General features: G+C 64.6%; 17 protein-coding genes. 9 read left to right on the forward strand and 8 right to left on the reverse strand.

All coding sequences use genetic code 11. The features are described from left to right. Positions 1 to 427: 427 nt before the first annotated feature. The 4 genes from X268_RS16105 to X268_RS16120 form a co-directional block, all read right to left on the reverse strand. Entirely contained in the window at positions 428 to 1,195 is a 768-nt protein-coding gene (locus X268_RS16105; protein WP_128925853.1) for an AAA family ATPase, read from the reverse strand. Positions 1,196 to 1,291: 96 nt separating this feature from the next. Further along, a complete protein-coding gene (locus X268_RS16110; protein ID WP_128925854.1) occupies positions 1,292 to 2,152 on the reverse strand; it encodes a PCC domain-containing protein in 861 nt (286 codons plus the stop codon). 9 nt (positions 2,153 to 2,161) lie between these two features. Beyond that, complete coding sequence (locus X268_RS16115) at positions 2,162 to 3,769, reverse strand: acyl-CoA synthetase (protein WP_128925855.1); 1,608 nt, start codon at positions 3,767 to 3,769, stop codon at positions 2,162 to 2,164. A gap of 105 nt (positions 3,770 to 3,874) precedes the next feature. Further along, entirely contained in the window at positions 3,875 to 4,372 is a 498-nt protein-coding gene (locus X268_RS16120) for a hypothetical protein (protein WP_128925856.1), read from the reverse strand. A gap of 94 nt (positions 4,373 to 4,466) precedes the next feature. Here X268_RS16120 and X268_RS16125 point away from each other — a divergent pair, with 94 nt between their 5' ends. Together X268_RS16125 and X268_RS16130 are read left to right on the forward strand one after the other, a co-directional pair. Next, positions 4,467 to 4,826: a hypothetical protein gene (locus X268_RS16125; protein WP_128925857.1), complete on the forward strand. Its 360-nt coding sequence runs from the start codon at positions 4,467 to 4,469 to the stop codon at positions 4,824 to 4,826. A 71-nt stretch (positions 4,827 to 4,897) separates the two neighbouring features. After that, complete coding sequence (locus tag X268_RS16130) at positions 4,898 to 5,173, forward strand: GNAT family N-acetyltransferase (RefSeq protein ID WP_128925858.1); 276 nt, start codon at positions 4,898 to 4,900, stop codon at positions 5,171 to 5,173. 49 nt (positions 5,174 to 5,222) lie between these two features. Here the strand turns inward: X268_RS16130 and X268_RS16135 are convergent, their stop codons facing one another. Both X268_RS16135 and X268_RS16140 read right to left on the reverse strand, forming a co-directional pair. Continuing rightward, positions 5,223 to 5,618 carry an SPW repeat protein gene (locus X268_RS16135; RefSeq protein WP_128925859.1) on the reverse strand — a complete coding sequence of 132 codons (396 nt, stop codon included), beginning with the start codon at positions 5,616 to 5,618 and terminating at the stop codon, positions 5,223 to 5,225. Positions 5,619 to 5,812: 194 nt separating this feature from the next. After that, complete coding sequence (locus X268_RS16140) at positions 5,813 to 6,736, reverse strand: tetratricopeptide repeat protein (protein ID WP_128925860.1); 924 nt, start codon at positions 6,734 to 6,736, stop codon at positions 5,813 to 5,815. A 103-nt stretch (positions 6,737 to 6,839) separates the two neighbouring features. Between X268_RS16140 and X268_RS16145 the strand changes: the two genes are divergently transcribed. After that, positions 6,840 to 7,115: a GNAT family N-acetyltransferase gene (locus tag X268_RS16145; protein WP_128925861.1), complete on the forward strand. Its 276-nt coding sequence runs from the start codon at positions 6,840 to 6,842 to the stop codon at positions 7,113 to 7,115. 53 nt (positions 7,116 to 7,168) lie between these two features. Here the strand turns inward: X268_RS16145 and X268_RS16150 are convergent, their stop codons facing one another. After that, positions 7,169 to 7,567: a DUF3597 domain-containing protein gene (locus X268_RS16150; RefSeq protein WP_128925862.1), complete on the reverse strand. Its 399-nt coding sequence runs from the start codon at positions 7,565 to 7,567 to the stop codon at positions 7,169 to 7,171. Positions 7,568 to 7,902: 335 nt separating this feature from the next. Here X268_RS16150 and X268_RS16155 point away from each other — a divergent pair, with 335 nt between their 5' ends. Then, on the forward strand, positions 7,903 to 8,811 hold the full coding sequence (locus tag X268_RS16155) for a DUF2189 domain-containing protein (protein WP_128925863.1): 909 nt from the start codon (positions 7,903 to 7,905) through the stop codon (positions 8,809 to 8,811). 128 nt (positions 8,812 to 8,939) lie between these two features. Beyond that, positions 8,940 to 9,764, forward strand: coding sequence for a lytic murein transglycosylase (locus X268_RS16160; protein ID WP_128925864.1), 825 nt, complete (start codon positions 8,940 to 8,942; stop codon positions 9,762 to 9,764). 74 nt (positions 9,765 to 9,838) lie between these two features. Here the strand turns inward: X268_RS16160 and X268_RS16165 are convergent, their stop codons facing one another. Continuing rightward, positions 9,839 to 10,102, reverse strand: a complete 264-nt coding sequence (locus X268_RS16165) for a hypothetical protein (RefSeq protein WP_128925865.1) — start codon at positions 10,100 to 10,102, stop codon at positions 9,839 to 9,841. A 679-nt stretch (positions 10,103 to 10,781) separates the two neighbouring features. On the opposite strand from X268_RS16165, the gene X268_RS16170 reads away from it, so the two are divergent. The 4 genes from X268_RS16170 (at position 10,782) to X268_RS16185 (ending at position 14,238) form a co-directional block, all read left to right on the forward strand. Then, entirely contained in the window at positions 10,782 to 10,934 is a 153-nt protein-coding gene (locus X268_RS16170) for a DUF1127 domain-containing protein (protein ID WP_007590701.1), read from the forward strand. Between the two features lie 125 nt (positions 10,935 to 11,059). Further along, complete coding sequence (trmFO, locus tag X268_RS16175; RefSeq protein WP_128925866.1) at positions 11,060 to 12,487, forward strand: methylenetetrahydrofolate--tRNA-(uracil(54)-C(5))-methyltransferase (FADH(2)-oxidizing) TrmFO; 1,428 nt, start codon at positions 11,060 to 11,062, stop codon at positions 12,485 to 12,487. Positions 12,488 to 12,494: 7 nt separating this feature from the next. After that, on the forward strand, positions 12,495 to 13,589 hold the full coding sequence (locus X268_RS16180; RefSeq protein WP_128925867.1) for a serine/threonine protein kinase: 1,095 nt from the start codon (positions 12,495 to 12,497) through the stop codon (positions 13,587 to 13,589). 73 nt (positions 13,590 to 13,662) lie between these two features. Then, complete coding sequence (locus X268_RS16185) at positions 13,663 to 14,238, forward strand: CAP domain-containing protein (RefSeq protein WP_430648376.1); 576 nt, start codon at positions 13,663 to 13,665, stop codon at positions 14,236 to 14,238. The last annotated feature ends 51 nt before the right edge of the window (positions 14,239 to 14,289 follow it).

Here is a 14,289-nt window from a genome sequence, read left to right on the forward strand (position 1 = left end):
CACGCGTGCATACGACAGGCGCAGCCCGCGTACGGCAAAATCGTGTGGTCCTGGCGCCCGGGGGTCTGGCGTCAAGGTTTGCGGCGATGCGGCGGCCAACCGGTGCGCACATCGATCAGCCGCAAGGCGACGGGGGCAATAGTGCATCGCTCCCCGAGGAGAGCACGACATAAGCCGTCAACCCACTGCGCAGGGAAGGCCGGATGTTTGGCTACACCTGTATGCCGCTGTGCAGCTTCCTTAAGCACACGCTTTCGCACAGTGGACCGTGGGTGCAAGCGGGCACCCGGCCTTCCCTGCGCCCTCGGCATCTTTGGGGGCGAATGTGCTGGCAAAGCTCGGGCGGAATGCGCCGCGAGGAAGCGAAGGCGTGTCTGCGCTTCAAACGCTGGCTGAAGGAGCAAGCAAGCGGCCACAGTCGTCATTGCTATTCCGCCATCGTTGCCTCGACGAACCCCCGCGGGTCATCGCAGAACTCCCGCATCACCCGGTAATGATCGGTCTGCTCCACCGTCGTTGGCTCCAGCCCGTATTTCCCGAGCCGCAGCAGCTGCGCGCCGGGATAGGCCATCAGCAGCGGCGAATGGGTCGCCATGATGACCTGGCAGATGCTGGATTCCTCCATGCGGCGCAGCAGCTTGAGGAATTCCATCTGCCGCGCCGGCGACAGCGCGGATTCGGGCTCGTCGAAGATGAAAATGCCTTGACGCTGGCAGCGCTCCTCGAAGAAGCGCAAAAATCCTTCGCCGTGAGAGTGCGACAAAAAATCAGGACCGACCTGGCCGGCATCACGCGCGGCCTTGTCCAGATATCGCGCGACCGAGAAGAAACTCTCGGCGCGAAAGAACCAGCCATTAGTGATCTTCGGCAGCCAGCTTGCGCGCAGCGCCCTGGAGAGCTGGCCGCCCATCTCCTCGCGCGCCTCGGAGTGATCGACCGGCATGTACCCCTTGCCGCCGCCGGCATCGTCGTATCCGGCGAGCGCGGCGATCCCCTCCAGGATCGTCGACTTCCCCGTGCCGTTCTCGCCGACGATGATGGTGATGGCGGCATCGAAGTTGAGCTCGAACTCGTCCGGGAAGATCGGCAAGCAGAACGGATAGGCGTCGCGATCGCGCACTTTCGACGGATCGAGCCAGACCCGTTTCAGGTAAGGCGCCGGCAGGTTAATCGTTCGACGGCTTCTTCGGCTCATGCCAACTCCAATTCCGGCCATCCCGATCGGAACATACCAAGAACGAACACCCTACGAAAGTGGCTTCAGCCGCACATGACAAGTTCAGGCTGCAACCTAGTCCAGCGCCTCCAGCACCAGCTCCATCGTCATCAGCACCGGGTTGTCGCCGCGGACCAGGCGCCCCTCGGCGATCCCGCCGGTGTAGTCGATCAGGGCGACGTCGAGCCTCGCTTCCCGCGCGCCGGCGGCATCTGGCGCGATCGTCCCGGCTGTGATGGCAAGCTCAGTCGCGAACGGCTCGGTGACCCCGCCATCGGTGAAGCGCGCGCCGATGGTCGAGCCGACGCCGCCATGGATCTTCGCGCGCGCAATGCCGTGCGCATAGCAGAACGCTTCGAGCGCGCCGGCAAAATCCTGGTTGGGCCGAAGCCGGAGCGCGAAGGCGCGGCTCGTGGTGCGCGCGCCGGTGCGCGCGGCCGCGACCGGTCCGAACAGCTTGAAATTGGTCTCGGGATCGGGCTCGGCAGTGAACATCGCACCATCGATGCCGAAGGCGTCGACCTCGAACGGTTCGGCGACGACAGTCTCATCCGGCATCATGTGGCCACCGCCCGCCTTGCCGTTCGCCTCCGTCCACAGCCCATGGCAATGAAAGAACGGCGCCCCGTCGCGCATGCCGAGCGTCATGCTGCCGAGCCTCAAACGCGTCAAGCCGCCCGGCCGGTACGTGTCGCTGTAGAACGCGGCGTTCTCGCCGGTCTTCGACAGCGCTGGCATCACATAGGCGAATGGTCCGAGCGCGCCGCGCCGGAAATTCAGCACGCCGCCGGCAAAACCCTCCGCTGCAAAGCCGCGTCCCGCGGCCTCGAGCAGCGGCACGCCAGCCTCAAGCGTGAACGAGAAGGCGCGTCCGCTCGCCTCCACCCATTGGATGCGTTCGGCGACTGCCGGGCCCGGCTGCTTGATATTCCGCATCGCGCGCGCTCAGCCTGCCTTCGTCTTGTCCAGATCCAGCAGGCCGCGCGCCTCGAGCTCGTCGCGCACCATGCGCTTCGGCACCTTGCCATAGCCGGATTTCGGCAAAGCCTCCCAGAAGAAGAAGCGTTTCGGCATCTTGTAGCGCGGTACCTTCGGGCCGAGGAACGCCGCCATCTCCGCCTCGCTCACCGGCTTCGCACCTTCGCGCGGAACGCAGACGGCGACGCCGACCTCGCCCCAAGTCGCATCGGGCACGCCAAGCACCGCGACCTCGCCGACCGCGGGATGGGTCAGGATCTTCTCCTCGATCTCCCGCGGATAGATGTTGGAGCCGCCGGAAATGTACATGTCGGAGGCACGTCCCGTGATGTAGACGAACCCTTCCTCGTCCATGTGGCCGAGATCGCCGGTGCGGAACCAGCCGTTGCGGAATGCCTTCGCATTGGCTTCGGGATTGTCGTAATAGCCGGCGAGCACGGCCGGTCCGATCACGCAGATCTCGCCGCTCTGATTGGCCGCGAGCTCTCGGCCCTCGTCGTCCTGGATCGAGACCTGCATGCCGGTGCGCTCGAAACCGCAGGTGCCGATCTTCGCATGCGGGCCGTCCTCGGGATCGTGCAGCGCCGCTGGAAGCACGGTGATGTTGCCGGTGACCTCGCCGAGACCAAAATATTGCACGATGACCTTGCCGAGCTTCTTCAGCGCGGTCTTCTGATCCTCGCGATACATCGGCGCGCCCGCATAGATCACGTGGCGCAGCGAGGAGTGATCGTATTTGTCGACGGCGGGGTGCTCGACCATCATCTTGAGGATCGTCGGCACGGTGAAGAGATTGGCGACCCGGTGCTTCTCGATCAGGCGGAACGCCTCGTTGATGTCGAACTTCTCGGTCGGCAACAAGACGGTGGACACGCCGCGCGCGGTCTGCACCAGTTGATGCACGCCGGCGCCGTGCGACAGCGGTGCCACCACCAGCGAGGCGTCGTTCTCCGTGACGCCTGGTGTCAGATCGGCGAGATGATTGGTGACGACGAAGCCCATCTGGCCGTGCGTCAGCACCGCGGCCTTGGAGCGTCCGGTGGTGCCGGACGTGAAAAAGAACCAGCAGGGATCGTCGTGCTCGACGGCGACGTTCTCGACCACCGCTCCGGCTCGCGAGACGATGGCCTCCGCAACCGAGGTCTCGCCGAACGCCCCCTTGCCGTCGACGCTCCAGGTGAACTCCAGCGCGCCGCCCTTCACGGCCGCCGCGTGCTCGGGGAAATCGACGTGACACAGAAACGCCTTCGCACCGGAGGCTTGTGCGAGATAGGTCACCTCATCCGGCATCAGGCGGAAATTGGTGGGCACCCAGACCGCGCCCAGCCGGAACGCAGCGAACATCGAGAAGAACATCTCGTCGCCATTCTTGGAATGGACCAGGATGCGGTCGCCCTTGGCGATGCCGCGCGCGGCAAGCGCCGCTGCCAGCGCCGAGACCCGCATATCGATCTCGCGCCAGGTCCAGGATTTGTCCCCCCAGACGAAACCGGGACGCGCGCCATGCCGCCGCGCATTCTGGGTCAGCATGTGAGCGAGATTCATGACGCGGCGGGACATGCGCAGGGGCTGCATGGGGATTCCTCTTCGGCGGCGGACGGCGCGCAGGCCGCCCGCTCATTGCAACCCATTTATCGCCATCACCCGCGCCCCTGCAAGGCCGCCGGCCGCACACCTGCCCTACGGCTGCTTGAACGTGAACGGCGTCGCCGTGATCGACCTCTGCTTGACGCAGACCTGCGCACCAAAGCCGCCGCAGAAGCTGCCATGAAGATCGAAGCGGATGCTGCGCGCGGCGCCGCGATTCACCGGCGGTGCCATGATCGTGTAGCTGCGGACATAGCCGTCGAACACCTCACGCACACCGCCGTCGGGCAGTGTCACCAGGATATTCATGACGCAGCCACCGGTTCCGCAATAGGTGGTCTCGCGATTCCCACATTTGGTGTCGCGGAAATCGACGATGTAGTCGTCGCGGCCGTCACCGGTCAGATCGATCTTGCGCACCGTGTCAGGCGCGAAGCTCACCTCGCCGCCGTCCTGGCTGGTGCATTCCTCGTTGGCGTAGAGCAGCGCCTTCTGCACGCCCGGCGGATAGTCGGACGGATTGAACGGCTTGGCATCCTCGGCACGCGCGGCGGAGGCGATCAGCACAAGCAGAAGCAGCAGATGGCGCATGGACGTTGGTCGCGGGCGCAGCCGCAACCGTTCAGGAAATCTTAAGCATGATCAGCGCAACCTCGCGCAGTTCTCGCCTGCAGAGTGCCGCATCATGGTCAAAGCGCCCGCCCTCCTCCTGCTGTCGCTGGCGCTCGCCGGATGTGCCGTGACGCCGCAGGCGCATCTGGCGTCCGATCCCGCGTTCAAGCCTGCACGTTATGCCTGGGATGGCGCCGGCAAGGATCCCAATCGACCGCATGCCGCCGCGCAACCGATGCGCGCCGCGGCGCGATCCGACCGCAACGGGTCGCAAGCCGAGCATCAGTCCCGTTCGAAGGAGTGGTGGCAAGCGCAGGACGGCAGTGAGGCCGAGCAGGATGCCAGGGTCAACCGCTCCCTGGTCATCTGCCAAGGGTGCCTGCGCCCGCCGCAGCAGCCCGAAGATTCCAGGCTCGCCAAAGCGACCGATTGAACCAACGCTGGAAACCTGCTGGGCAGATCGTGCGTTACGACTGCGTGCGCAAAGGGCTGACCGGAGACGACATGAGCAACGTCATCAACAACAAGGCCCATCACCGCTTCGAGCTCGAGGTCGAGGGCTATCTCGCAACCGAGCACTACAAGCTCGACGGCAATGTGATCACCTTCGAGCACACGGACGTGCCGAAGGAGCTTGGCGGCAAGGGAGTCGGCTCGAAACTGGTGCAAGGCGCGCTCGACCAGGTCCGCGCGGCGGAATTGAAGGTCGTCCCGCAATGTCCGTTCGTGAAGGCATGGATCGAGAAGCACCCGGACTATGCGGATCTCGTGGCGGGATAAGGCACAGGCCCGCCGCGCTGCAGTCGGCGGGCCTGCCGGTATCTATCGCCTATTGTCCATGCTTGAGCATGTCCTGATCGGTCAGATCCCAGTCCTGCCATAGCTGGAGCATGCCCAGCAGCACGAGCACGGCGCCGAGACCGGTGTGATAGACGCGGAGAAAGCCGTCAGCGGAATAGCCGATGACATAGGGCGAGGCGATGAGCCACAGCCCGATGACGATCGTCGTCACCTCCTGCCAACGCTGCAAGGCGACATATTCGAGCTGGCTGATGCCAAAGACGACCAGACCGATTGCGACCGTGTTCAAGATTGCCGTCTGATGTCCGGCGATCGCCGGATCCTGGATCGGAAACCAGGGCGAGGCCACGATCACCGCGCCGAGCAGCATCCCGCACCAGTCTTCCCATGTTCGATGAGTCTTCAAGAAACCAAAGTCCGACATCGTACCCTCCTATGACAGAGGCACACGTCGGCGGCTGGCGGTCACGACTTCCGAATGTCTTGGCGACCTTGCCGGCCGCATCCGGACGTATGTCCTCCACAGGACGTGGGAACCGCCGGCGGCCGCGCAAGAGCGGATTTCAGGATTATTTCGGTGGCCGCGCGACGTTCGCCGGTGCTCATGCCGCACCGCAGCTAGAGCGCCCCAAGCTTGCTCAGCGACTCCTGCGCCGACGATAAGCCCGGCTTCAACTCCAGCGCCTTCCTAAGATCGGCGATCGCGCCCTGCTTGTCGCCGAGCCGCAGCTTAGCCTGTCCGCGATTATTCCAGGAGAACGCGTCGGACGGATCGTATTGCAGCGCCTTGTCGTAGTCCGCAACGCCGCCCCTGTAGTCGCCCTGGAACAGGCGGGCCAGGCCGCGATTGCGCCAGCCGCGGGCGTCGGTGGGCGCGAGGCGGATGGCCTCGCCATAGTCGGCCGCAGCACGGTCGAGCTGCTCGGTGTCACGATAGACGTTGCCGCGGTCGATATAGGCGAGCAGATCGGGCGCGAGTTTGATTTGCTTCGTATAGTCGGCGAGCGCATGGGCCATGTCGCGCTTGCGGTAATAGACGAGACCGCGACTGCCATAGGCCATGGCGTAATTCGGGTTGCGCTTGATCGCCGCATCGAAGTCGGCCAGGGCGCCGTCGAGGTCACCCTTGTTCAAGCGCGACTCGCCGCGATTGTTGTAGGCCAGCGCCGGCGACGGATCGAGCTTGATGGCTTGGTCGTAGTCGGCAATGGCGCGATCGTAGTCGCGCTTGAACGAATAGGCGCGGCCACGATTGATGTAAGGACAGGCATAGTCCGGCGCGAGCCTGATCGCTTCGTCGAGATCGGACAGCGCGGCGTCGAGCTCGCGCTTCTCGGTGAGGCCATGACCGCGGTTGCAATAAGCGCCGGCGAGCCTGTGGCCGCTCTCGCTCTTGGTGTCGATGACGCTCGAGCAGGCCTTGACCCGCTGGTCGGGCGTACTGGTCAGCCCCACGCAGACATCCCAGGCCGGACCGCCTTCGGCCGCCGCCGTCGAGATCAGCGCGGCAAGCAACGCCATGAGACTGAGCGTGACACGCATTTTACGGATATCTCCCCTGCGGCAACCTTCCTTGGTCGCATCTTGGCAAGCACCGGTTCAGGCGCCTAGATCAGAGAGACACTGCACGTCGGAAGGATCTTGCATGGCCGCATCGGTACGGGACAACAAGGACAGGAGCCGCTTCGAGCTCGATGTCGACAGCGACATCGCCTTCGCCAATTACCGGCTGACCCCGACGGCCGTCATCATCACCCATACGGAGACACCGCGCGCACTGCGCGGCCGCGGAATCGGCTCCGAGCTGATCAAGGGCGCGCTGGATCTGATCCGCCGCGACGGCCGGAAGGTGATCGCCGGCTGCGGCTTCGTCGTCGACTATCTCGACAGGCATCCGGAGGATGCGGATCTGGTCGGCTGATAGCAAAAGGGCCCGCGAGATCGCGGGCCCTTGCGGCACGACCGGGTGCTCGGTCAGTGCTTGATCTCGGGCGGCAGCTTGCCGCCATTGGCGGCGAGCTTGGACATCACCTGCTTGTGCAGCCAGACGTTCATGCTGGCGGAGTCGTTCATGTCGCCACTGTAGCCGAGCTCCTTGGCGAGGTCCTTGCGCGCGGCGAGGCTGGAATCGATGTCGAGCGCCTTCATCAGGTCGACGATCGAGGTGCGCCATTCGAGCTTCTCGCCCTTGTGCACGGCCACCGCCTTGTCGACGATCGCCGCCACGTCGACCGCGGCCATGGGCGCGGCGGCTGGCGCAGATGCGCTCGGCGCAGTCCCTGCGGGCGCACTGCTCGGCGCTGTGCCACCGGGCGCGGCGGAAGCCGGCTGGCTGCCGAAGATCGCGCTCATGATTTTCCCGAAAATGCTCATATCTGCTCCCCGAAAAGGATCCGTTGGAAGGGCCTGAGTGGCACACTTATAGACCAAGTTACTGCGTAGCGCCCGCAAAGTTCCGCGAACCATCGCGCAGCATCAGCTTATCTGCGGCGAAATGACGACCGAATGACGTTGCCGAAGTTGCGCTGCGGCATCGAATTTCACCCAAGCGTGAGGGACAGGACTCGGAAATAGGCGTACGCTTTACGTTCAGCTCGCGATGCCTTCCGGAATTCGCGTCTGGTCGGAATCGCGAAACTCGAAAATGGCGGCCGCTCGCGCCGTTTGCCGGCGCCGAATTCGGCCGCGCGGCAAGGGAGCTAGCGACCATGGCCACACTCTACCGGGGCAATGTCCCCACGATGGGTCGGACCGCAGACGCGGCAGGACCAGTGATCCGAACCATCCAACTCTCCGATCTGCACGATGCGCTCCGGCGCGGCTGGGATGATTTCAAGGCCGTTCCGAGCCACGCCATCATCCTCTGCGTGATCTACCCGGTGCTCGGCCTCGTGCTCGCCCGCGTGGTGATGGGCTATTCGGTGCTGCCGCTGCTGTTTCCGCTTGCCGCCGGCTTTGCGCTGATCGGCCCCTTCGCGGCGCTCGGCCTCTACGAGCTTTCCAGCCGGCGCGAACGCTATGAAGACGCCAGTGCCTGGGATGCGATGGACGTGCTGCGCTCGCCCTCGTTCGGAGCGATGCTCGGCCTCGGCACGTTGCTGCTCGCTCTGTTCGTGACCTGGGTTGCAACCGCGCAGGCGATCTACGTCGCGGCATTCGGCTATGAGGGCGTGACCGGGATATCGGACTTCGTAACGCGCGTGCTGACGACGCAGCAAGGATGGTGGCTGATCGTGGTCGGCTGCGGCACTGGCTTCCTGTTCGCGCTCGCCGCGCTCTGCCTCAGCGCCGTGTCGTTCCCGCTGATGCTGGACCGCCATGCGGGCGCGTTCGAGGCGATGAGCACGTCGCTGCGCGTTGTCGCGAAGAACCCGGTGCCGATGGCGGCCTGGGGCTTGATCGTCGCGGTGCTGCTCGCGCTCGGCACCATTCCGGCGTTCCTCGGCCTTGCCGTGGTGATCCCCCTGCTCGGCCATGCCACCTGGCATCTCTACCGCAAGGTGATCGTCTCGGAGCCCGGCGCACGTCCGATGCCGCCCCCGCCGCATCGTCCGCGCAAACCGGCAGCCGACTTCCCGGCCAATCTCTTCCCCTGGCGCAACAGGACCGACGCCTGACGGTATCGTGACGTGCGATCCTGCCCTGCTCGGGCAGGATCGCGCTGTCGTGCGCCTTGCTTTGGCCGCGGTTCCGACCGAGATTGCTCCCCGCCGGCCAGATCGCTTCACGGAATTCATTACCTCGAATGACCTCGACGATTTCTCGTCTCGCTCTCGCAGCCTTCGCCCTCTCCGCGTCAATCCTTTCCGTCCAACCAGCGTTCGCCGCGGTTGCCTGCGGTTCAGGCAATTTCGATGCCTGGCTTGCGGACTTCAAGACCGACGCTGCGGCCAAGGGCATCTCGCAACAGGCCATAGCATCGGGGCTCGCCGGCGTGACGCTGGATCAGAGCGTGCTCAACCGCGACCGCTCGCAAAAGGTCTTCACCCAGACCTTCGAGGAGTTTTCCGGCCGCATGGTGCCGCCGCGCATGCAACGCGGCTCCGACAAGATGAAGCAATACGGCTCCGTGCTGTCGCGCATCGAGCAGGCCTATGGCGTTCCCGGCGAGATCCTGGTCGCGATCTGGGGCCTGGAGACCGATTTCGGCGTCAACACCGGCAAGTTCGCCACGATCCGCTCGCTCGCAACGTTGGCCTATGACTGCCGGCGGACAGAGCAGTTTCGCGCCGAGCTGATGGATGCGCTGCGCATCGTCCAGCGCGGCGATCTCGCGCCAGCCGAGATGAAGGGCGCCTGGGCCGGTGAGCTCGGCCAGACCCAGTTCATGCCGTCATCCTGGATGAAATACGCCGTCGATTTCGACGGCAACGGCAAGCGCGATCTCCTGCACAACGCGCCCGACGTGCTCGCCTCCACTGCCAATTATCTCGCCGGCTATGGCTGGCAGAAGGGGAAGGATTGGCAGCCCGGCAGTCCTAATTTTGCGGTGCTGCAGCAGTGGAACAAGAGCGAGGTCTATTCCAAGACCGTCGCCTATTTCGCCACCCAGCTCGCCCGCGCCCCATAGATCGCAATCGGCGGAACGCGTAGGGCCGATCGCCCGGCGATCGGCCCTCTCTTGGGTCGCGTTTACCTGCCCGTCTACTTGGCCATGGTGGCGTGCATCGCCTTGTTCAGATGTGCGCCGCACGCAGTCATTTTGCCGTTGAGCAGTGAATCCTGCGCCGCCGCGATCTCCTTCTGCGCGACGAACTTGCTGTCACCGTCGGCCATGTTCTCGATCGCGGTTTCCGTCTTCTCCAGGTTGGCCGAGCTGCAGCCGCCCATGGCGTGCTTGGCGGCCTGGGCCGGCGCGATGGCGAGCGCGAATGTGGCAATGGCGATAACCCCGAGTAACTTCGTCATGATGTTACTTTCCTTCTCTTGTTCTTGAGGCAGACCCGGCGACATTGCCGACTCTGCGACATGACTTTCCTTCGAGTGCGGCAACTTGCCGCAATAAATTCATCGCGAGAATTGCGTGATGTTGCGGACCGCGCAGAGCGGCATGCAGAAATTCTGTCCTCCATGACATCTTGGTCATCGAATCGCACGCTTGAGACGGGTGCGGCCCTGGCAAGTCCATGAATGTGGAGCTCGACCAGGCCCACCGTCCTGTCCATCGCGAAATGTGCGCCGACGCGCAGGATCCTCACTTCAGCGCCCGAATCCGCATCTCCATGTAATGAATCAATGTTCAATCAGGAGGTCGTCTTCTCATGCGATTCGCGCATGTCGGACTTGGGTTTAGAAGCTGCCCCCCCTGCTTGCCGTCGACAAGCATGCACCCTATTTCCGAGATGATCGAGATCAAAGGATGCGCCTTAAACCCGTGATTTCACGGACACTTATTGCGGCCTTCCAACGATCTTGAGCAAGCTTTGGGCAGGAGCGCCTTCGCGTTAATCGTTCGTTACTACCGCTATGCGTTAGTCGCTTAGCTGCATCGCAACATCGGAACTTTCGCACTGCACCACTCTCACCTATATTCATTTCAACGATGAGGCTCGAAGCAAGAGCTGAATCGAACTACAGGAGACTACCAATGCTGCTCTCGCTCATCCGCATGATCCAGGCCTTCCGGGACTATCAGCGCAATGTTGCCGAGCTGTCCCAGCTCAGCGATCGCGAGCTGGCCGATATCGGCCTCGATCGCTCGGACATCCCGCGCGTTGCCGCCGGTCAGTATCAGGGCTGATATCGTCAGCCCTCAACCGGACCAACCGATAGCGCCCGCCTCGTGCGGGCGTCGTCGTTTCTGAAGGCAGAAAACTCGATCTCGGCGATTCCACTCCCGGCCGAAAAGCGCTACCTGTCCGCCCCATGACAGGACCCCAATCCAACATCGTCCACGTGATAGGCGCCGGCCTCGCCGGCTCTGAAGCCGCCTGGCAGGTGGCAAAGGCCGGCGTGCCCGTGATGCTGCACGAGATGCGGCCGACCCGCATGACCGAAGCGCACCGCACCGACGGCCTCGCCGAGCTCGTCTGCTCCAATTCGTTCCGCTCGGACGATGCCGCCAACAATGCCGTCGGCCTCTTGCATGCGGAGATGCGCCGGCTCGGCTCGCTGATCATGCGTGCGGCCGACGCCAACCAGGTGCCCGCCGGTGGCGCGCTGGCGGTCGATCGCGACGGCTTCTCGGCGGCCGTGACCAAGGCCCTCAACGACCACCCCCTGATCGAGATTGCCCGTGGCGAGGTCTCAGGCCTGCCGCCCGCCGAGTGGAGCAACGTGATCGTTGCCACCGGTCCCCTCACCTCCGCCCCCCTGGCCGATGCCATCCGCGAGCTGACGGACGAGAACGCGCTCGCCTTCTTCGACGCGATCGCGCCGATCGTGCACCGCGAGTCGATCGACATGTCGGTCGCCTGGTTCCAGTCGCGCTACGACAAGGTCGGCCCCGGCGGCAACGGCGCGGATTACATCAACTGCCCGATGACCAAGGAGCAGTATGACGGCTTCGTCGCCGCGCTGATCGCCGGCGAGAAAACGGAATTCAAGGAGTGGGAGACCAACACGCCCTATTTCGACGGCTGTCTGCCGATCGAAGTGATGGCGGAGCGCGGCCCCGAGACGCTGCGCCACGGTCCGATGAAGCCGGTCGGTCTCACCAACCCGCACGATCCCACCACCAAAGCCTATGCGATCGTACAGCTGCGCCAGGACAACAAGCTCGGCACGCTCTACAACATCGTCGGCTTCCAGACGAAGCTGAAATACGGCGAGCAACAGCGCATCTTCCGGACCATTCCGGGGCTGGAGAATGCCGAATTCGCCCGCCTCGGCGGCCTGCATCGCAACACCTTCCTCAATTCACCGAAGCTGCTCGACGGCCAGCTGCGCCTGCGTGCGCAGCCACGGCTGCGCTTTGCCGGCCAGATGACGGGCTGCGAGGGCTATGTGGAATCGGCCAGCGTCGGCCTGATCGCCGGGCTCTATGCCGCAGCGGACGCGCGTGGCGAGGCGCTTGTCAGCCCGCCGGGCACGACCGCGCTCGGATCGCTCCTTGGCCACATCACCGGCGGCCATATCGAACCCATCGAGCCGGGCACCCGCTCGTTCCAGCCGATGAACATCAATTTCGGCCTGTTCCCGCCGCTTGCGACCGTGCCGACCAAGAAGCCCGACGGCACGCGCCTGCGCGGCAACGAGAAGACGGTGGCCAAGAAGCAGGCGTTGAGCGCACGGGCGCTCGCCGATCTCGATCGCTGGATCGCCGATCACCTGCGCATTGCCGCCGCCGCGTGAGTCTTCGATGAGTCTTCCCAAAGACGACGCCGCAGAGCTCTCGGCGCGCTGGACCGAGGGCGTGCTGCTCAAACGCGACGTGTTCTCGACCGTCGAGCGCGGGCGCTTCCGTAGCGAGACCGGCGAGGTCGACGCCGTGCTGCGCCGACTCGACGAGGTGCCGTGGTGGTCGTTCCTGCTGGCCCGTCATCTGTTCGCCCGCGAGAAGCACGCGCTGGCGCGCGCCAAGGGCCTCAATGTCGGTCCCGAGCTGCTGTGGGCCGGGCAGCGCGCCCTGGTACGCGGCTTCGTCGACGGCGCCGCGCTGCATCTGGCCAAGCCGCATGGCGACCTCGCCTATTTCCGTTCGGCCAAGGCGGTGCTGCGCCGGCTGCGCCGCGCCGGCATCTGCCACAACGATCTTGCCAAGGAGCAGAACTGGCTGGTCGGCCGTGACGGCCGCGCCTATGTGACCGACTTCCAGCTCGCGGCCTGCTTTGACCGCCGCAGCCGGCTCTATCGCATCCTCGCCTATGAAGACCTCCGGCACCTGCTCAAGCACAAGCGCTCCTACGCGCCCGACGCGCTGACCCCGCGGGAGCGAAAGATCCTCGCCAAGAAGTCGTTCGCGGCAAGCCTGTGGCTCGCGACCGGCAAGAAGGTCTATCGCGCCATCACGCGCGGCCTGTTCAATTTCACCGACCGCGAGGGTGGCGGCCGCAGGCTGGTGAATGATGCGCCGGTGCTGAGCGCGCTGATCCGCAAGAATCCGGCGGTGCGCGACACCGCCATCGTCGCTTTCGCCGACCGCCGCTCCGGAGTCGGCCTCTATGCCTTCGTCGAAGCCGATCAGACCACGCTCGAAGGCCAGTTGCGGAACGAGCTCACGGCCGCGAAGGGCCCGAAGCCGCCGGAACACATCCAGGTCGTGCACGCGCTGCCGCGGGACACCAGCGGCAAGCCGCGCACCGAGATCCTGCAACTGGTGGCCATGAACCAGCTGGACCTGATCGAGCCGATGATGAAGAACGAGCAGGATCGCGCCTTCCTCAAGGACATCCTCGAACAACGGAAGAACCTGCGCGACCGCTTCAACTTCGAGGCGGACCTGCCGACGGGCTGACGGGCTGCCCGCGCCTTGAAGCGTCCACATTGGCGATAGAGAAGCAGTCGACATTTTGGGCTCGGTGGGGGTCATGAGCACGCGGTGGAGGATGATGCGTTGTGGGGTTGGCGGAATGATCGCCGGCCTTCTGCTGCTGGCGGGAGCGCCCGCGAAGGCGGACTCTCCGGCCGAGCTGATCTCCGGCTTCCGCCTCAAACACGGTGAGGCCCGTGTCGTCCGCGATGCCACCCTGGATCGCATAGCCATGGACCAGGCCCGCGCGATGGCAGCGAAGGATGACCTCAGCCACGACGCGCTCGGGCCCTTCAACCGCCGTGTCGCGCCGGCCGGCGCGGGCCGCGCCGCGGAGAACATCGCCTACGGCTACGACAATTTCGAGAAGACCCTGGGGCAGTGGATCGACTCGTCCGGGCACCGCAAGAACCTGTTGCTCCACAACGCCTCCCGCGTCGGCATCGCCAGCGCCAAGAACGCCAGCGGCAAGCGTACCTACTGGGCCATGGTGATCGCCGGCGATTACGAGCCGAAGGGCAAAGGCAAGAAAAAGGACAAGGAGCCCGTCGTTGCCGTGAAACGCGAGGTCGCTCCGGCCAGCAAGCCAAAGTCCGGCAACTGTCACGTCAAGCTGCTGGGCCTCTGCATCTGAGGCGCGCCAGCCCATCTTGCTCGCGCTCGGCAACGCGCCTAATTCATGCAC

This window comes from Bradyrhizobium guangxiense (assembly GCF_004114915.1).
In the GTDB taxonomy this organism is placed as follows: Bacteria; Pseudomonadota; Alphaproteobacteria; order Rhizobiales; family Xanthobacteraceae; genus Bradyrhizobium; species Bradyrhizobium guangxiense.